Raw genomic sequence first — 16,673 nt, 5'->3', positions numbered from 1 at the left:
CTTTGTTGCCACGCACAAGGAATGAACTTAGCACATTGACGACGCGCACGTGAAACGGGGGCGCCGCCGATGCCGCCATCGATGTGATGGGCCGGCTCGTGCGGGCATCGTCCGTGTCGATGCTTCGCCTGACGAGTTACTCAGGATGGCGAACTAAATGACGCATCGGTCAGTGCGCCAGAAACCCATGCCAGAGAAGGCGAAGCGGCAACGTGGAGGGACGCGCAAAGGTCTCAGGTGTTACAACCTGAAACACTTTGTTACCCCTCCCCTTATACGTTTCCACCAAAATGCTTCTCAACGCTGCTGTGCTTATCCCCCGGTAACACAGCAGCGCGACTGTATCGGCGCAACGCGTCCCCCGGCGCGATCTGCAAGGTAGTTCGATGCAGTGCTCTGAATCTGGTCTCCTCGCGCTAACCCCGTAGCGTGTGGTTTTGGCGGGCCTACGTGTCCCGCCATTTTTTTTGCCTGCGCAGACCTACATCTTTCCTACACCTTTCGTCATCATCCCAAAAGATTATTTCGCCCTCCGATTTAGTTTTCGGAAATCGATTTATCCCTGCGTAAATGGATGAGCGACATGCCGACCGGTGGTCGGCATTGTCGGCGCGGCGATTCGACAGCTTATCGGGTGGCCCTGAGCCACGGCTTGAGCCAGCCCAGTCCGGCGCGCGTTGCGCCCTGCGGGCGATATTCACACCCGACCCATCCCGTGTACCCGAGTTCGTCGAGCAGACTAAAGAGGAACGGATAGTTGACTTCGCCGGTGTCGGGCTCGTGACGCGCTGGCACGCCTGCCACCTGCACGTGGCCGATATTGTCGATGTGCTGGCGTAGCTTGACCGCCAGGTCACCCTCGACGATCTGGCAGTGATACACGTCGAACTGCACCTTGAGATGGCTCGCGCCGACCTCCTGGCGAATGGCCTGAGCCTGATCCTGTCGTGTCAGGAAATAGCGCGGAAAGTCGCGCGGATTGATCGGTTCGATGAGAATCGTGACGCCATGCGCGGCAGCCTGTCCGGCCGCGTAGGCGAGATTGTCGAGATAAACGTCGCGGCAGCGCTCAAGCGACGCGGCGAGGTCGGGGCATCCGGCCATCACGTGCAGTTGGCGGCAGCCCAGCGTATCGGCGTAGTCGAGCGCGCGTTCGAGGCCGTCCCGAAACTGCGCTTCGCGCCCTGGCAGCGCTGCCAGCCCGCGCTCGCCGTTGGCCCAGTCGCCGGCGGGGTGTTGAACAGCACCTGCGTGAGCCCCGCGTCGTCCAGACGCGCCCGCACCTCTTGTGCGGGATGATCGTAAGGGAACAGGCATTCCACGCCCCGGAAGCCGTCGCTTGCGGCCTCGCGGAAACGCTCCAGAAACGGCACTTCCTGATAGAGCAGGGTCAGGTTCGCGGCAAATCGCGGCATGAGCATCTCCGTCGCCCGGCGCGGGCCGGGCAGGGTGGATCGATGCCTGTCACGATATCACTGCCCGTCGATCTGGGGCGCTGCCACGCTGCGCAACTGGAAGCGCCCGTCATCGTTGAAGAGCCAGGTTTCGACGGCGCGTACGCGTCCGCTGCTGTCGACCAGCGCGCGGCTCGGCATCGGCAGCGGGCTGGCCCGTCGCAGGCTCGACACCGCGATGCGCTCCGCTTCCTGGTCGCCATTGCTGCGATACAGCGCCACGCCCGTGATGTTTCCGTTGCGGTCCACCCAGTACTCTAGCGACACCACCGAGCGCAGCATCGGCTGGGGATTGCCCGGCGTGATCTGGCGGGCGTTGACCGCCGTCACGCGTTGCGCCGCGGCGATCTTGTACTGATCGAGCGCCGTGTACGGGACCCGGGCGGGCGTCAAGTTGAGGATGAGCGGCTGTTTGGGCTCGAAATCCGGATTGGCGCAGCCCGACACCGCCAGAACGCAGGCGATGACGGTGAAGCCTCCGGCGGCATGCAGTGCCCGCCGGCATTGAGAAGGTTGCGCATACATACATCGTCTCCCGCAACATTCGCGACACTTGTCTTCTTGTACATCTAACGGGCGGGCGCGGTTTCGCGGATCGCGAATTCGTTCGCGCGAAGCGTCTTTCACCACAACGCGACGCCCTCATTGCCTATCTTAGGTGGCCCACGCGCGCCGCGCAGCGCGGTTAACACGTAGCCGTCGGTGCTGGCCCGGATGTCTGCAAGTGGCGGTATCCGGCGATACGATGCATACTCGCCAGCGCCCATTCAGGCGCGCATGACAACGTCGCGCGCGACGCCTTTCGATCGCATTGGAGGAACCATGATTACCGTGTATCACAACCCGCGCTGCTCGAAGTCGCGCGAAGCGCTGGCCCTGGTGGAAGGTTCGCCGGCGGTGGGCGGGGGCGATCTGCAGATCATCGAGTATCTGAAGACCCCGCCGACGCTCGCCGATCTCAAGCGTTTGCACAATCTACTGGGCGTGCCGGTGCGCGAGATGATCCGAAGCAACGAAACCGAGTACACCGAGCTGGGATTGGCCGACATGGCAATGACCGACGACGCCTTGCTCGCCGCCGTGGCGGCGCACCCGAAATTGTTGCAGCGGCCCATCGTGGTCAACGGCGACAAGGCAGTGATCGCGCGTCCGCCCGAGTTGGCGAGCCAGGTGCTGTAATCCGCCGACGGCTGACGCGGTCCCCGCGCGCGTGTCGAGCCCCTCGCGCATGGCACCGCGAGGTCCTGGCTCAGCCGTGCGCCGCGCTGTCCTTGCCGGGGCCGGTGTCTGGCGATTCGGCGTGCGCCACCGCCTCGGCCGCCGCTTGAGCTGCGGGCGACCTGAACACCGGCGCGTCGGCATTCGCCGTGAGTCCGGCGCCGCGCCAACCGGGGAGTTCGGTCAACGTTTTCTGCTGCTCGCGCAGCTCGGCGAGCATGTTGCAAAAGAGCGCGCCTTGTTCGAGCGCGTCGTCGAGTGCCACGTGCGTGTGCGGCAGCGGGTCGAGCCAGACTGACGGCAGCCGCGGCTTGATGCACTTGCGGTAGGGCATGCCGGTCATGGCGAACGCGAGCGTCTTGATGTCGAGCGCCGACCATGAAAACGGACAACGGCCGACGAAACGCATCATGTACCAGAACATGAACGTGAAATCGAACCCTGCCGGATAGGCGACGAACACCGGCTTGCCCGGTAGCTTCTCCACCCACTTCACATACGCCTTGAGCGCCTTGGTCGGGTCTTCCTGATCGACGCGGCAGGCCGCCCACGCGTCTGGCTCGGTCTTCCACCATTTCATCGTCAGCGGATGCCCTTCGCGTCCGGCAGGCACTCGAGATTGGCGCTGAACGTGCCGATCAACTCCTTGTCGGCCGTGTAGGCCGCCGACGCGAAACTCAGCATCGAATGCGGGCCGGGGATCGGGCCGTCGGCCTCGACGTCGGTGCTGACGAAAATTTCCTCGTCGGCAGGGATGATGCGCGAGGGGGTACGCGACACGGCCTCGCTCATGCGGCGCTCCCGGCGAGCAAGGCATCGGCCACGTACGGATTGGTCTGACGCTCCTGACCGAACGTGGAGACAGGACCGTGTCCGGGAATGAAGGTCACGTCGTTGCCGAGCGGCCAGAGTTTGTTACGGATCGACGCGATCAGGTCGGCGTGGTTGCCGCGCGGAAAATCGGTGCGGCCAATGGAGCCGGCGAAGAGAACGTCGCCCACGCTGGCCAGACGCTCGTCCGCAGAGAAGAACACAACATGACCCGGCGTATGCCCCGGGCAATGCAGCACGTCGAGGGTGACCTCGCCGAACGTGACCGTGTCGCCGTCACCCAGCCAGCGGTCGGGCGTGAACGGCTGTGGTTCGGGAAAGCCGAAGCGGGCGCTTTGCGTCTGAAGCTGGTCGATCCAGAACGCGTCGTCGGGATGCGGGCCTTCGATGGGTACGTCGTATTTCTCAGCAAGCGCGCCCGCGCCGCCGCAATGGTCAAGGTGGCCGTGCGTCAGGAAGATTTTCTCGAGCGTCACACCCTGGCGTTCGATCTCGCCGACGATCCGGTCGATGTCGCCACCGGGGTCGACCACCGCGGCGCGCTTCGTCGCATCGCAGACGAGCAGGGTGCAGTTTTGCTGGAAAGGCGTGACAGGAATCAGAGTGACGTTCATGGGATATCGGGGACGCAGTTTTCCCCTATTGTAATTCGGGTGCGAGGGGACCCGCCGGGCGCGTCGCAATCGACGACATGCCTGAGCGCTGCTCGCCCAGCGGGTCGGAGCGCTTGAGCGAGCCGTGTTCGATGAGACTGACCTCCCCCTGTGTGATGCTTATTCAGCGAGTCTCAGCGCGTAAGTGAACGCTCGCTGATAGGTTGCATTTTGCGTCGTGTTAAACTTGCGCGCTATGCGAACACGCGAGATCCTCACACGGTTCGCGGTCGGCTGCGCCTTCGCCCTGACGTTGACAGCCTGCACAACGCCGCTCGAACCCCTCAGCCCCACGGCTGCCGCCGCTTCGGCGACAGGCGGCGCGCGCGCTCGTGCGCGCGAAGCCAACGCGCCCGTCGGGTCGAACTTCGATCTGCAGTGGCCCGGCAAGTCGTATCGTACCGAAGGTCTCAGTCCGGGCGATCCCGAAGCGCCGGATCGCGACGGCGAAGCGCATCTGCGCGCCGACGCCGGCACGTTTTACCAGACTGGCATGGCCTCCTGGTATGGCAAGAAGTTTCATGGGCGTCGCACGGCCACCGGCGAAACGTTCGACATGAACGAGCCGACCGCCGCGCATCCGACCTTGCCGCTGGGCAGCTTTGCGCTCGTGCGCAATATCGCCAACAACAAGACTGTCGTCGTCAAAATCAACGATCGCGGGCCCTACGCGCGCAATCGCATCATCGACCTTTCCTACGGGGCGGCCAAGCAGCTCGGCTTTATTCGCGCCGGCCACGCCAAGGTTGAAATCCGCCGGCTCTCCCGCACCGAAGTCGCTGCCCTCGGCCTGGACGACAGCAAGAACGCGCCCTGACGCCACCCGGCGTACGCGTGTTGTCGCTGCGTCTCGTTTCCCTATGGTCGATTCTGAAATCGTGTTGACGGCTTCCCGAGCAGCGGGATGCTCGCCGCCCATTTGTTGTGCAAAATCCATCCATTCTGTGTAAAAAATCGCGCATTATTCCGATTTTCGCTGAATCTGATAGGGCGAATGCCGCGCATGAATGTGCGCACATCGGAAATTTAACGACCAAATCGACTAATTTTTTTCCGATTGCCGCATCAATCTGCCGGCGATTCGGCGCAACCTGATATTCCACGGGCCTTCCGGGCGGTTGCGTTGGCAACCGTTGTTCGCTCAGGGGGATGTGGGTAGACTGTGCCCCACGCGCCGGTGCACGTTTTGTGTGCATCCGAATGAGACCCGGCGAGACACGGGCTCAGCGCACCTATCAAAGAGCATTCCTGGAGGAGTTTTGATGTCGACGATGGGCAAATTCGCCAAGCGCACCCTGCTGTGCGCCGTGGCCGCAACGTTGTTGGGCACGACCGGCGCGGCCTTCGCGCAGGGGACAAAATCGGTGGCCGTGTTGGCGATCGTGGAGCACCCGGCGCTGGACGCCATCCGCGATGGCGCACGCGATGAACTCAAGGCGGAAGGGTATGAGGTCGGCAAGAACCTCAAGTGGGAATATCAGAGCGCGCAGGGCAACGTCGGGACGGCCGCGCAGATCGCCCGCAAATTCGTGGGCGACCAGCCGGACGTGATCATCGGCATTGCCACGCCCACGGCGCAGGCCGTGGCGGCCGCGACCAAGTCCGTGCCGCTGGTCTACTCGGCCGTGACCGATCCGGTCGCGGCGCAGCTGGTCAAGAATTGGGCGCCGTCGGGCACCAATGTGACCGGTGTGTCCGACAAGCTGCCGCTGGACAAGCAGGTCGCGCTGATCAAGCGTGTCGTGCCGAACGCCAAGCGTGTCGGCATGGTGTACAACCCGGGTGAAGCGAACTCGGTCGTGGTCGTCAACGAGTTGAAGAAGTTGCTGCCCGCTGCCGGACTGACGCTGGTCGAAGCGGCCGCGCCGCGCACCGTCGACATCAGCTCGGCGGCCAACAGCCTGGTCGGCAAGGTCGATGTGATCTACACGAACACGGACAACAACGTCGTGTCGGCATATGAATCGCTGGTGAAGGTGGCCAACGACCGCAAGATCCCGTTGGTCGCGTCGGATACCGATAGCGTAAAGCGCGGCGCCATTGCGGCACTGGGCGTGAACTACTACGACCTGGGTCGTCAGACCGGGAAGGTGGTCGGGCGCATCCTGAAGGGAGAGAAGCCGGGGGCGATTGCCTCGCAGACCAGCTCGAATCTGGAACTGTTCGTCAACACGGCGGCGGCGGCCAAGCAAGGCGTGACGCTGTCGGACGATCTGGTGAAGGAAGCCAAGACGGTCATCAAGCAGTAAAGCGTGCGTGAGCGCGGTAAGGCGGGGTGACGTCCCTGCCTCACCGCAGCGCGACAGGGCGGCGCCCGGACACCCTCTGTCCCCGCCGCTCTTTTCCTATCGAATGGGTGGGACGGCTCCCCCGACAGCGGTCGCACAACGACCGGCGATGCCCCGAACTGGCCGACGTCGGCCGTGTGAGCGCTGATGCCGAGACCCGGCATGGGCCGTCTTGCGCAGTGGAATTACGACAATGTCTCTTTTTTCTATGATGGGCGCCCTGGAGATCGGTCTGATCTTCAGTCTCGTGGCGCTCGGGGTGCTGATTTCCTTCCGCATCCTCAATTTCCCTGATTTGACCGTCGACGGCAGCTTCGCCCTGGGCGGCGCGGTCGCGGCTACGCTGATCGCCGGCGGCACCAATCCGTTCGCCGCGACTGTGGCGGCGATGGCGGCGGGCGCGCTGGCGGGCTTCATCACCGGCTGGCTCAATGTGCGCCTGAAGATCATGGATCTGCTTGCCAGTATCCTGATGATGATCGCGCTCTATTCCGTGAACCTGCGGGTGATGGGGGCGCCGAACGTGCCGCTGATCACGTCGCCGACCGTCTTCACGATGCTCCTGCCGGACAACGTGTCCTGGTTGCCTGACTATGTGACGCGTCCGTTGCTGCTGTTGGCGGTGGTCGTCGTGGTGAAGCTTGGGCTGGATTACTTCTTCCTGTCGCAACAGGGTCTGGCGATGCGCTCGACAGGCGCGAATTCGCGCATGGCGCGGGCGCAAGGCGTGAATACCGGTCACGAGATTCTGGCGGGCATGGCGCTCTCGAATGCGCTGGTGGCGCTTGCGGGCGCGTTGTTCGCGCAATCGCAGGGCGGCGCGGACATCTCGATGGGGATCGGTACCATCGTGATCGGCTTGGCGGCGGTCATCATTGGCGAGACGATTCTGCCGGCCCGACGCCTCATTCTCACAACGTTGGCGGTGGTCGTCGGTGCGGTGCTTTACCGCTTTTTCATCGCGCTCGCGCTCAACAGCGATTTCATCGGTCTGAAGGCGCAGGATCTGAATTTGGTGACGGCATTGCTCGTGGCGGTGGCGTTGGTGCTGCCGGCAACGCGCCGCAAGCTGTTCCCCCGCAAGAACGGAGGTGCCTGATCATGTTGAGCGCAAAAGACCTCAAGATCACTTTCAATCCGGGCACGCCCATCGAGAACCGTGCGCTGCGCGGCATGTCGCTGGACATCCCGACGGGTCAGTTCGTCACCGTGATCGGTTCGAACGGTGCGGGCAAGTCCACGTTCCTGAATGCCATCAGCGGCGACTTGCGAGTCGATTCGGGCACGATTTCCATCGACGGTAACGACGTCACGAAGAAGACGGCGTGGCAGCGGGCGAGTCAGGTGGCGCGCGTGTTCCAGGATCCGATGGCCGGCACCTGCGAGGCGCTGACCATCGAGGAAAACATGGCGTTGGCGGTCAAGCGGGGCGAACGCCGGAGTTTCGGGTTCGCGCTGAATCGGGAGCTGCGTGAGCGGTTCCGCGAGAAGCTGAGCCTGCTCAACCTTGGGCTGGAAAACCGGCTCTCGGACCGTATCGGGCTGCTCTCCGGCGGTCAGCGTCAGGCGGTGAGCCTGTTGATGGCGTCGTTGCAGCCGTCGCGGATCTTGCTGCTCGACGAACATACGGCCGCGCTGGACCCGAAGACGGCGGCGTTTGTGCTGGAGTTGACGGCGCGCATCGTGCAGGAGGGCAAGCTGACGGCGATGATGGTCACGCACAGCATGCGTCAGGCACTGGACTACGGCGACCGCACGGTTATGCTGCACCAGGGCAAGGTCGTGCTGGACGTGTCGGGCGACGAACGCAAGGGCCTCGACGTTCCCGATTTGCTGCAGATGTTCGAACGCACCCGCGGCGAGCAGCTCGACGACGACGCACTGCTGTTGAGCTGAGTCGTCGCCAGGCAAGGACTTCGGGCCTGCTTCAAGCCCGTCTCAAGCCCGCTTCGGCGGGCTTGTTGCATTTCATCGGCCGCGTCACTGGACCCGCCTCCGGGCCGTGCGACAGGTGGCGCGGTTCTCTCGTTTGCCGACAGCGACCACCAACACGATGACGGCAGTCTCGTCGACCCGGTAGACGAGCCGGTATCCCAAGGGCGCGAGTTTGATCTTGTAGCAGTCCGGCATCGCCCTCAGCCGACTGCCGGACACCTGCGGTCTTTGCAGCCGTTGGCGCAATTTCGCTTTGAATTGGCGCTGGACCGTGGGATCAAGCGCCCGCCACTCTTTGAGGGCGGAGGGAAGGAATCGCAGGTCATAGGTCGTCAAGCTGGGTACTCACCGGCGTTTCGCTGGCGCGTGAACGGATGAGGTCGGCGAGTTCGGCGTCATCCAGGCGTTCGCAGATCGCCTCCCAATCCGCTGCCGGAACGAGATAGGCGACCGGCGTGTTCCGGTTCAGGATGGCGACGGGGCCGTCGGCCCGGGGGAGGCGACCGATTCGTTGACGCGTATCGGCCGAGACCCTGAGATCGAGCCAATCATAGGGGGAATATCGATGCGAGAGTTTGGGGAGTCGCTGAGAATTTCTCCAGAAACGTCCGATTCCTTACCCCCCCAAAGCACCGCATCCCGCGCAGGGCACTCAAGCGTTCTTAAGCGCCAGTGCCCGCTCGTAGAGCGCATTTTTGGGTGCCCCGGTGATCGCGGCGGCGAGCTTCGCGGCGCTTTTCGTCGGCAGTTCAGCCACCAGCAACGCAAGGATGCGTTGCGCTTCGGCATCGACACCGTCGGTGCTTGCGCTCGCTGCGGCGCCCGATACCGCCAGCACGAATTCGCCGCGCTGACGGTTCGCGTCCGCTTTCAGCCAGGCCAAGCCTTCGCTCAGCGCACATTCGTGAATGTCCTCGAAGCGCTTGGTCAACTCGCGTCCGATCAACAGTCGGCGCGTGCCGCCCAATCCTTCGGCCAGTGCCGCGACCGTCTCCACGATCCGATGTGGCGCTTCGTAGAAGACCTGCGCCGAGGTCGCCCCTGCTAGCGCGGCAATCGCCTGGGCACGTTGCTGCGCCTTCGACGGCAGGAAACCCACGAACGTAAATGTCTCCACCCACGCGCCCGCCACCGAGAGCAGCGTAATCACGGCGCTCGCGCCCGGTACCGGCATCACGCCGAGCCCCGCGGCACGCACCGCATCGACCAGTCGCGCGCCGGGATCCGAGATGCCCGGGTACCAGCGTCTGAAATGTAAGCGATGCGCTCGCCACCCCGCAGACGCTCGACCAACCGCGTCGCCCCTTCGTTTTCGTTGTGTTGGTGGACCGCAATCAACGGCTTGTCGATGCCATACCGCTGCAGCAACTGCGCGCTGTTGCGCGTATCTTCACAGGCGATAGCGTCAACCATCCCAAGGATGTACAGCGCTCGCACCGTGATGTCGGCGGTATTGCCCAACGGCGTGGCGACGACATACAGCGTGCCCACCGGGTAATGCTGGCCCTCGGCCAGGGACATCAGGCGCTCATCCATGGCGTCGCACTCCCGCAAACGGCGTCGTTGCCGCGCGGGGCACGCAGGCGTGGGTCACACCGGCAGCGCCGGCAACGGTAAACATCGGAACAACCATGTCGAATCAGTTAGGAGAATCGTTCGAGGGCCACGCTCAGACGCTGCTGGAGCGACGCGGCTGGCGGCTCGTCGCGCGCAATTATCGGTGTCGCGGCGGCGAAATCGACCTCATTATGCGGGATTGCGCGGGTGTACTGGTATTCGTCGAGGTGCGCGCCCGCGCGCGCAGCGACTTCGGCGGGGCCGCCGAGAGCATTACGCGCGCCAAACGCCGCCGCCTGGCCTTGGCCGCGCGTCACTATCTGCTGCGGCGTCCCGCGGGGCGTTGTCGTTTCGACGTGGTGACGTTCGACGGGCGTCCGCCCGTGGTGCGCTGGCTGCCCGACGCTTTCCGAGCCGACGACCTCTGACGAAACCCGCGTCCGCCGGCCTGTTACACTTGCGAACGCGCCGTTTTCAAGATTTTCAAGACTGATACGGCCTTTGAACGCCGGCCGATGCAGGTGAGTGCCCCGGGGCACCCATGCAAGGCCGGCCGCTTTTGCGACACCCTGGCAAACGACCATGTCGATCGAACGAATTCAGCAACACTTCACGGATAGCGTCGAGACCAAGCTGGCGGCGCGCGACGCACTGCCCGAATATATCGCTGCCGCAGCGGACGTCATGTTCGAAGCGCTGTCCAACGGTAACAAGATTCTCGCTTGCGGCAACGGCGGCTCGGCCGCCGACTGCCAGCACTTCGCGGCCGAACTCGTCGGCCGCTTCGAGCGCGAGCGCCCCGAATTGCCGGCCATCGCGCTGACCACGGACTCGTCGATCCTGACGGCCATCGGCAACGATTACAACTTCGACGCCATCTTCTCGAAGCAGGTGCGCGCGCTCGGGCACGAGGGTGATGTCCTGCTCGCCATCACCACGTCGGGTAATTCCGGCAACGTGCTCGCCGCCATTGAAGCGGCGCACGAACGCGGCATGCACGTGATCGCGCTGACCGGCAAGGGCGGGGGCAAGGTCAATGCGGCGCTGGGTGAGCTGGACGTGCACATCTGCGTGCCGGCCGATCGTACCGCGCGCATTCAGGAAGTTCACCTGCTCACGATCCACTGCCTGTGCGACCTGGTCGACGCGATGCTGTTCGGCGAAGCGTGAACCTATTGCCGTCATTCGGCGTCAAGAGCATGACAGGTACTGCGCCGCGGGGGCGGGCGGTGCCGGCTGGGCGCGGCGGGGGCCGTCCCGTTCGATCATCCAACAAGGAGAATGCCCGATGAATTTCCAACGCGTGGTCAAGCCGCTCGCCGCGGCGGCGTTGATTGCTGCAACCCTGGCCGGTTGTGCCCCCATCATTCTCGGCGGTGCCGCGACCGGCGCACTCGTCGCCACCGACCGCCGTTCCGTCGGCGCGCAGACGGAAGACCGTGAAATTCAGATCAAGGCCGAAGCCAATACCGCGAATAACCTGCCAGACGCCGCCCACGTCAACGTAACGGTCTTCAACCGTCGCGTGCTGCTCACCGGCGAGGTTCCGAACGACGCCAGCAAGCAGCGCGCCGTCGAAATCGTCAAGCAGATCAGCAACGTTCGCGGCATTGTCGACGAACTTGCCATCGGACCGGCCAGCTCCTTTGGTTCGCGCTCGAACGACGCGTGGATCACCAGCAAGGTCAAGGCCAACCTGATCAACACGAAGGAAATCTCGGCCAACGTCTTCAAGGTGGTCACCGAGCGTGGCGACGTGTATCTGCTGGGCCTCGTCTCGGAAGAGGAGGGCCGCATCGCCGCCAACGTGACCAGCCGTATCGACGGGGTGCAGAAGGTCATCAAGCTGTACGAATACATCAAGCCGGAAGAGGCGCAGCGCCTGTCGACCGAGGCCTCGAAGAACCCGGCCCCGGTGACTGACGATTCGAGCGCCGCGACCGTCACGACCACGCCGATCGACACCGACACCGTGACGGCCAAGCCGTTGTCCTCGCCCGCGCCGATCAGCGACGCACCGATCAAGCCCGGCCCGTCGAACAAGACCGGTAACTGACGCGTGCCGCCCGAGCGCTTCGGGATACCTTGCATGCGCACGCGTGCCGTCACCGGCGCTGCATCCAACCGCCGCGATCGTCTGCCTTGTCCATCTGCACGATGGGCGGCGCAGGCGTTCGCGGCGGCGCTCGTTCTGACCACCGGAACCGGCGTTGTCGCCACCGGGACGGCGTTGGCTGCACCGGCCTCCGGCGTACGTGCCGCTTCCCCCATCTATGTCGAGCCGATGGCCCCGCCGGCGTCTCAGCCCGACTGGCAAGCCCGCGACTGGGCGATGGCATGCATGACGTGTCATAACGCGTCGGCGCCGGTGAGCGCGGGCAAGGCAACGCTGCCCGCGCTGGACGGGCGCCCGGCGACGGAACTCATGACAGCGTTGCAGGCCATGCGCGATGGTCGGCGTGCCGCCACGCTGATGCCCCAGCTTCTCAAAGGCTATCGCGACGACGAATTGCGTCGCATCGCCGCGTATTTCGCATCGCAGCCGGCAGACACGAGCGCGCCCGCGTCACCGCGCACGTCTCAAACGTCTCGATAGGGCCGAAACGATGCGTCGCCGCGACTTTCTTCTTGGCATGGGCTCGACAGCCGCGCTGGGCGGCGCGTCTCACGCGTTGGCAGCGCCGCTCTGGCCCACGCCGCTCAAGACGCGTGCCCGTGTCGTCGTGATCGGCGGGGGATTCGGCGGTGCGACGGCCGCCAAGGCACTGCGCGTGCTCTCGGGCAACACGATCGATGTCACCCTCGTTGAGCCGAACCCCGCCTTTGTCTCCGCCCCGTTATCGAACCTCGTGGTTGGCGGGAATTTGCGGGTGAGCGACCTGACGGTGCCCTACGACCGGCTCGTCGAACGGCATGGCGTGGTCTGGCGGCGTACGCGTGCCCATGCCATCGACGCGGCCGCCAAGCAGGTGCGGCTTGCCGACGGTGGCCGACTTGCCTACGACAAACTCATCGTTGCCCCGGGCGTGTCGTTGCGCAGGGAAGCGATTGCCGGACTCTCCGATCACGCGGTGCGCGACGCCCTGCCGGTGGGATGGACCGACGCCCGGGAAAGCGCCGCGTTGCACGCGCGTCTGCAGGCGATGCCCGACGGTGGAGTCGTCGCCATCACGATCCCCGAGGCGCCGTTTCGCTGTCCGCCCGCGCCGTATGAGCGCGCGTGTCAGGTGGCCGCCTGGCTCAAACGTCACAAGCCGCGTGCCAAAGTGCTCGTCTTTGACACCAACGATCAAGTGCTCGCGGAAGCGGAGCAGTTTCAGGCGATCTGGCGCACGCAATTTGCCGGAATCGTTGAGTATCACCCGCAGTTCAATTGCACGGAAGTCGCGGCCGATGGCGCGAAGTGGCTGGCGCGCTTCGAGTTGGGAGAGGAGATCAAGGCCGACGTGCTCAATGTCATCCCGCCGATGCGGGCGGGCGATATTGCGGTGGACAGTGGGCTGGCGACGGCCAACGGCCGTTGGTGCGACGTCGACTTTCTGACGTTTGCGTCGACGGCGCACCCCGACGTCCATGTGCTGGGCGACGCCATCCAGATTGCCCCGCAAATGCCCAAGTCCGGCCACATGGCCAACCAGCACGGCAAGGTGTGCGCCGCGGCGATCGTGGCGGCCCTGTCAGGGCGTCCGATCAACCCGGAGCCGCTCTACAGCAACACCTGTTACACGTTCGTCTCGGCGACCGAAGCGATGCACGTGGCCAGCGTGCACCGATACGACGCCGTGCAGCGCACCATGCTCCCGGTGCCGGGCACAGGCGGCGCATCGCCGCGCGCCACACCGGACGAATTCGCTTTGGGACTCGCATGGGCACAGGGCATCTGGGCCGACATGCTGGCGTGACGCGGGTTCCGGTGGCATTCGCCGTCGTTGAAGCGCGTTTGGAGGCGACTCTCTAAGCGGCGCAACGACCGTGCTGCCGTAGTGCGTGATCGCGTTGTTGTGTAGGCGCCGCATCGCTGCAAATTCCTTCGTTGACGGGGCCTCACGCCTCTCGGTTACACTGGCCGCACGAAAAAATAAGCATACAAGGGGCATAGGGATGGCGCATCGCCAGGGAGCAGCCCGTCTTGCGCCACGCGTCGCGCGTGGGAATTCGGTCAAGACGGTGCAAAGCCGCAAGGTCGTTCAAGTCGTCGCCGTATCGTTGTGTTCCATTGGTCTGCTAAGCGTGCACGACGCCTTGGCCGACGGCAGTCCCGTGCGTGGCGACCCGCTGCAAAGCATTCCAAAAATCGAGGTGCCGAAGGCGCCCGCCGCCACCTTTCGCATTCAGCCGCCGACGCAGGAAGACGCGCTCAAGTCGCTGCTCGCGCGCAAGATGACCCCACGGCGTTTCGGTATCGAAGGCGTCAAGTCGTTGCCGTTCGCTGACGTGGCCGGGGTCTTCGCGCCGCTGGCGGGCAAGGAAGTGACCATTGGCGATCTGGTCGAAAAGGCCAATCAGGTCACGAAGATGTATCAGGACGCGGGCTATCTGCTGTCCTTCGCCTTTGTCCCCGCGCAAGACTTCAAAGACGGCTTCGTGCGCGTGACGATCGTTGAAGGCTATATCTCGAGCACGAAGATCACCGGCAAGCCGGGGCCGTCGGAAGAGCGTCTGCGCGACATTGCCGCGCACATCGAGGCGGAGCGCCCGCTCAAGCGCGCCACGTTCGAGCGCTATCTGAACCTGCTCACGCTCGTGCCCGGCATGAAGATCAAGGCCGACGTGCAACCGCCGACGCAGACCGACGGCGCGACCGAACTCTCGCTCGACGTTACGCGTCAGCCCGTAGCGCTGGGCACGTCGCTCACCTATAACAACCCGGGCATTCGCGGCGTGTTCACGGTGACAAGCAACGCGCTCACCCCGCTCGGCGAACAGATTCAGCTTACGGCCATCGCCCCGAAGGGGCATAACGACGAAGAGTTCTATGCGGGGTCGTACATCCAGCCGCTCGGGTCGAACGGCTTGCAGGCGCGCGTGGACGCGTCGCACTATCGCGGACAACCAGACGATCAGGCGCTGGCTGGTCTGACGCGACACCTGGACACCAAGCGTGTCGCCGTGACCGTGTCGTACCCGATTCTGCTCAACAACCAGCGCAACCTGACGGTCAGCGGCGGCATGTACGGCGTGAATTCGCGCGATCGCTACGAAGTGCCGAATTCGCCGAACAACATCAATTCACAGACCAACGTGCGGGCCGCGCAGGTCCAGCTCTCGTACAACGAGGTCACAGAGAAGCAGACCCGCAGCGCCACGCTCGGTGTGTTCAAGGGCTTTACCGGGATGGGGGCGAGTCAGTCGTACACGACGCAGCCGGCGGGCGTCGCGCAAATACTCGGTCCCTACGATCTCGGCTTCTGGCGCTTCACGCTCGACGCCAAGCAGGGGCTCGTGCTGCCGTGGGAGTTTGGTGTTGTCGTCGCTGCGGGCGCGCAATACAGCGCCAACACGCTGCCGACGTCCGAGCAGGCGACGTTCGGCGGTCAGCGCTTCGGCCTCGGCTATCCGGCGGGTGAAGTCGCCGGAGACAGGGGCTGGGGGGCGTCGATCGAACTCAACCGGATGTTCCGCACCGACTTCCGCTTCCTCAAGACGATTCAGCCGTACCTGATGCTCGATACGGCGCGCGTCTATCTGAGTTCGGGACAGTTGTTCCACAACCAGCTTGCCTCCGTCGGCCTGGGCGTCCGGGTTTCCGACAGCAAGTACTACTCGCTCGACCTGTCGGTCGCCAAGCCGATGGCCGACGCACCGACCAACTCGCCGAGCCGTCCGCTGCGGTTCAATGCGAACTGGTCATATCAATTCGAGTGAGACGGGATGGCGATTCGTCGCCGTTGCGCCATCGCCCGCGGACGACGTCCGCAAAATGTGGTGCCCTGGCACGCTGTCTCCCGCCACTTTCTTATCGGGTTTTTCCCTGATGCTCCAATCCGCCGGGTCGTCGCGCATGCGGCTGTACCTGGCGGTACGTTCGGCGTTGCGTGTCGCGCAAACGCATACGAGGTGGGGCGCTATATCCATGGATATATACGGCAACGCGTCTGATCGGCGCCAAATGCAGGTCCTCCGCGACGAGGCAACGGTCTCCAACGTGCTGCAGTGCAGCTTGCGTCCGATGCTTATTGTTTTGATTATCCGTATATGCGTCATTAGGCATATACGAAACTCCTTGTGCCAGCATACGAACTCAAAGACTGACCGTCATGGAAGAACTCGATCGCGTATTCGAAAAGGTGTCGCACTACTTCAGCCTGCTCTCCGAGCCGACCCGGTTACGGATTCTGCATGCGCTGTGCGGTGGCGAGCGCTCGGTGAGCGAGGTGGTGACGCAGGTGGGCTCGTCGCAGACGAACGTATCGCGGCATCTCGGGGCGATGTATCAGGCGGGCGTGTTGGCGCGCCGTCGCGATGGGAATCAGGTGTATTACACGATCGCGGATACCGGGGTGGTCGAGATCTGCCGCGCAGTGTGCGTGCAGGTCGCCGGCCGACTCGAGGAGGAGGCGCTGCCGGAGCGTGCCGTCGATGGCTTTATGCCACGCGTGAACTGACGCATGCCGCAGGCGCTTGTGGGGGCGTAGCACCGCAGTATGGCAACACCCGTAGGTCAGCGCGGCAATCAGACCGCGCGAATATTGTGAAACGCAAGCGGTAATCCGCCCGTGTCCTCGCGACGCGGGCGG

At 64.2% G+C, this 16,673-nt stretch carries 16 protein-coding genes and 3 pseudogenes; 12 read left to right on the top strand and 7 right to left on the bottom strand.

Going from position 1 to position 16,673, the window contains the following annotated elements:
* Positions 1-627 precede the first annotated feature (627 nt).
* Together otnI and DRB87_RS22055 are read right to left on the bottom strand one after the other, a co-directional pair.
* Positions 628-1,415 (bottom strand): annotated as a pseudogene (otnI, locus tag DRB87_RS22060) (2-oxo-tetronate isomerase).
* 57 nt (positions 1,416-1,472) lie between these two features.
* Positions 1,473-1,979 (bottom strand): energy transducer TonB, encoded by a 507-nt coding sequence (locus DRB87_RS22055; RefSeq protein ID WP_130027527.1) that lies wholly within the window; start codon positions 1,977-1,979, stop codon positions 1,473-1,475.
* A 297-nt stretch (positions 1,980-2,276) separates the two neighbouring features.
* Here DRB87_RS22055 and arsC point away from each other — a divergent pair, with 297 nt between their 5' ends.
* Positions 2,277-2,633 (top strand): arsenate reductase (glutaredoxin), encoded by a 357-nt coding sequence (gene arsC / locus DRB87_RS22050; RefSeq protein WP_130027526.1) that lies wholly within the window; start codon positions 2,277-2,279, stop codon positions 2,631-2,633.
* A 70-nt stretch (positions 2,634-2,703) separates the two neighbouring features.
* Here the strand turns inward: arsC and DRB87_RS22045 are convergent.
* Positions 2,704-3,464 (bottom strand): annotated as a pseudogene (locus DRB87_RS22045) (exonuclease).
* Positions 3,461-4,117 (bottom strand): MBL fold metallo-hydrolase, encoded by a 657-nt coding sequence (locus DRB87_RS22040; protein WP_130027525.1) that lies wholly within the window; start codon positions 4,115-4,117, stop codon positions 3,461-3,463. Before DRB87_RS22040 ends, DRB87_RS22045 begins: the two are co-directional and overlap by 4 nt.
* A gap of 235 nt (positions 4,118-4,352) precedes the next feature.
* Here DRB87_RS22040 and DRB87_RS22035 point away from each other — a divergent pair, with 235 nt between their 5' ends.
* From DRB87_RS22035 to DRB87_RS22020, 4 genes are all read left to right on the top strand, one after another.
* Complete coding sequence (locus DRB87_RS22035; protein ID WP_130027524.1) at positions 4,353-4,973, top strand: septal ring lytic transglycosylase RlpA family protein; 621 nt, start codon at positions 4,353-4,355, stop codon at positions 4,971-4,973.
* Between the two features lie 445 nt (positions 4,974-5,418).
* A complete protein-coding gene (locus DRB87_RS22030; RefSeq protein ID WP_130027523.1) occupies positions 5,419-6,405 on the top strand; it encodes an ABC transporter substrate-binding protein in 987 nt (328 codons plus the stop codon).
* A gap of 232 nt (positions 6,406-6,637) precedes the next feature.
* The gene (locus DRB87_RS22025) at positions 6,638-7,543 is read left to right on the top strand and encodes an ABC transporter permease (RefSeq protein WP_130027522.1); all 906 of its coding nucleotides are present in this window, start codon (positions 6,638-6,640) and stop codon (positions 7,541-7,543) included.
* 2 nt (positions 7,544-7,545) lie between these two features.
* Complete coding sequence (locus DRB87_RS22020; protein WP_130027521.1) at positions 7,546-8,340, top strand: ABC transporter ATP-binding protein; 795 nt, start codon at positions 7,546-7,548, stop codon at positions 8,338-8,340.
* 84 nt (positions 8,341-8,424) lie between these two features.
* On the opposite strand, the gene DRB87_RS22015 is transcribed toward DRB87_RS22020, so the two are convergent.
* The 3 genes and pseudogenes from DRB87_RS22015 to rsmI form a co-directional block, all read right to left on the bottom strand.
* On the bottom strand, positions 8,425-8,715 hold the full coding sequence (locus DRB87_RS22015; protein WP_130027520.1) for a type II toxin-antitoxin system RelE/ParE family toxin: 291 nt from the start codon (positions 8,713-8,715) through the stop codon (positions 8,425-8,427).
* On the bottom strand, positions 8,702-8,848 hold the full coding sequence (locus DRB87_RS22010) for a type II toxin-antitoxin system prevent-host-death family antitoxin (RefSeq protein ID WP_240756342.1): 147 nt from the start codon (positions 8,846-8,848) through the stop codon (positions 8,702-8,704). The genes DRB87_RS22015 and DRB87_RS22010 overlap by 14 nt, the downstream gene beginning before the upstream one ends.
* A gap of 183 nt (positions 8,849-9,031) precedes the next feature.
* Positions 9,032-9,915, bottom strand: a pseudogene (gene rsmI / locus DRB87_RS22005) (16S rRNA (cytidine(1402)-2'-O)-methyltransferase).
* Positions 9,916-10,010: 95 nt separating this feature from the next.
* On the opposite strand from rsmI, the gene DRB87_RS22000 reads away from it, so the two are divergent.
* The 7 genes from DRB87_RS22000 to DRB87_RS21970 all read left to right on the top strand — a co-directional run bounded on the left by DRB87_RS22000 (position 10,011) and on the right by DRB87_RS21970 (position 16,541).
* The gene (locus DRB87_RS22000; RefSeq protein WP_130027519.1) at positions 10,011-10,364 is read left to right on the top strand and encodes a YraN family protein; all 354 of its coding nucleotides are present in this window, start codon (positions 10,011-10,013) and stop codon (positions 10,362-10,364) included.
* Positions 10,365-10,518: 154 nt separating this feature from the next.
* Positions 10,519-11,106, top strand: a complete 588-nt coding sequence (locus DRB87_RS21995) for a phosphoheptose isomerase (RefSeq protein ID WP_017233586.1) — start codon at positions 10,519-10,521, stop codon at positions 11,104-11,106.
* Positions 11,107-11,224: 118 nt separating this feature from the next.
* Complete coding sequence (locus tag DRB87_RS21990; protein WP_130027518.1) at positions 11,225-11,992, top strand: BON domain-containing protein; 768 nt, start codon at positions 11,225-11,227, stop codon at positions 11,990-11,992.
* 33 nt (positions 11,993-12,025) lie between these two features.
* Positions 12,026-12,532: a hypothetical protein gene (locus DRB87_RS21985; protein WP_130027517.1), complete on the top strand. Its 507-nt coding sequence runs from the start codon at positions 12,026-12,028 to the stop codon at positions 12,530-12,532.
* Between the two features lie 10 nt (positions 12,533-12,542).
* Positions 12,543-13,838: an NAD(P)/FAD-dependent oxidoreductase gene (locus DRB87_RS21980; protein WP_130027516.1), complete on the top strand. Its 1,296-nt coding sequence runs from the start codon at positions 12,543-12,545 to the stop codon at positions 13,836-13,838.
* A 199-nt stretch (positions 13,839-14,037) separates the two neighbouring features.
* Positions 14,038-15,801 (top strand): ShlB/FhaC/HecB family hemolysin secretion/activation protein, encoded by a 1,764-nt coding sequence (locus DRB87_RS21975; protein WP_130027515.1) that lies wholly within the window; start codon positions 14,038-14,040, stop codon positions 15,799-15,801.
* A 392-nt stretch (positions 15,802-16,193) separates the two neighbouring features.
* Positions 16,194-16,541, top strand: coding sequence for a metalloregulator ArsR/SmtB family transcription factor (locus DRB87_RS21970; RefSeq protein ID WP_130027514.1), 348 nt, complete (start codon positions 16,194-16,196; stop codon positions 16,539-16,541).
* Positions 16,542-16,673: the final 132 nt, after the last annotated feature.

Origin of the sequence: Pandoraea sp. XY-2 (genome assembly GCF_004193915.1) — a bacterium.
In the GTDB taxonomy this organism is placed as follows: Bacteria; Pseudomonadota; Gammaproteobacteria; order Burkholderiales; family Burkholderiaceae; genus Pandoraea; species Pandoraea cepalis.
This window is presented reverse-complemented; position numbering and strand designations above follow the sequence as displayed.

Excerpts from the sequence above, each read along its gene's own strand:
- DRB87_RS22000 (WP_130027519.1), top strand. The coding sequence starts at position 10,011 with ATGTCGAATCAGTTAGGAGAATCGTTCGAGGGCCACGCTCAGACGCTG.
- DRB87_RS21990 (WP_130027518.1), top strand. The coding sequence starts at position 11,225 with ATGAATTTCCAACGCGTGGTCAAGCCGCTCGCCGCGGCGGCGTTGATT.
- DRB87_RS22035 (WP_130027524.1), top strand. The coding sequence starts at position 4,353 with ATGCGAACACGCGAGATCCTCACACGGTTCGCGGTCGGCTGCGCCTTC.
- DRB87_RS21975 (WP_130027515.1), top strand. The coding sequence starts at position 14,038 with ATGGCGCATCGCCAGGGAGCAGCCCGTCTTGCGCCACGCGTCGCGCGT.
- arsC (WP_130027526.1), top strand. The coding sequence starts at position 2,277 with ATGATTACCGTGTATCACAACCCGCGCTGCTCGAAGTCGCGCGAAGCG.
- DRB87_RS22055 (WP_130027527.1), bottom strand. The coding sequence starts at position 1,979 with ATGTATGCGCAACCTTCTCAATGCCGGCGGGCACTGCATGCCGCCGGA.
- DRB87_RS21970 (WP_130027514.1), top strand. The coding sequence starts at position 16,194 with ATGGAAGAACTCGATCGCGTATTCGAAAAGGTGTCGCACTACTTCAGC.
- DRB87_RS22040 (WP_130027525.1), bottom strand. The coding sequence starts at position 4,117 with ATGAACGTCACTCTGATTCCTGTCACGCCTTTCCAGCAAAACTGCACC.
- DRB87_RS21985 (WP_130027517.1), top strand. The coding sequence starts at position 12,026 with ATGCGCACGCGTGCCGTCACCGGCGCTGCATCCAACCGCCGCGATCGT.
- DRB87_RS22025 (WP_130027522.1), top strand. The coding sequence starts at position 6,638 with ATGTCTCTTTTTTCTATGATGGGCGCCCTGGAGATCGGTCTGATCTTC.
- DRB87_RS21995 (WP_017233586.1), top strand. The coding sequence starts at position 10,519 with ATGTCGATCGAACGAATTCAGCAACACTTCACGGATAGCGTCGAGACC.
- DRB87_RS22030 (WP_130027523.1), top strand. The coding sequence starts at position 5,419 with ATGTCGACGATGGGCAAATTCGCCAAGCGCACCCTGCTGTGCGCCGTG.
- DRB87_RS21980 (WP_130027516.1), top strand. The coding sequence starts at position 12,543 with ATGCGTCGCCGCGACTTTCTTCTTGGCATGGGCTCGACAGCCGCGCTG.
- DRB87_RS22020 (WP_130027521.1), top strand. The coding sequence starts at position 7,546 with ATGTTGAGCGCAAAAGACCTCAAGATCACTTTCAATCCGGGCACGCCC.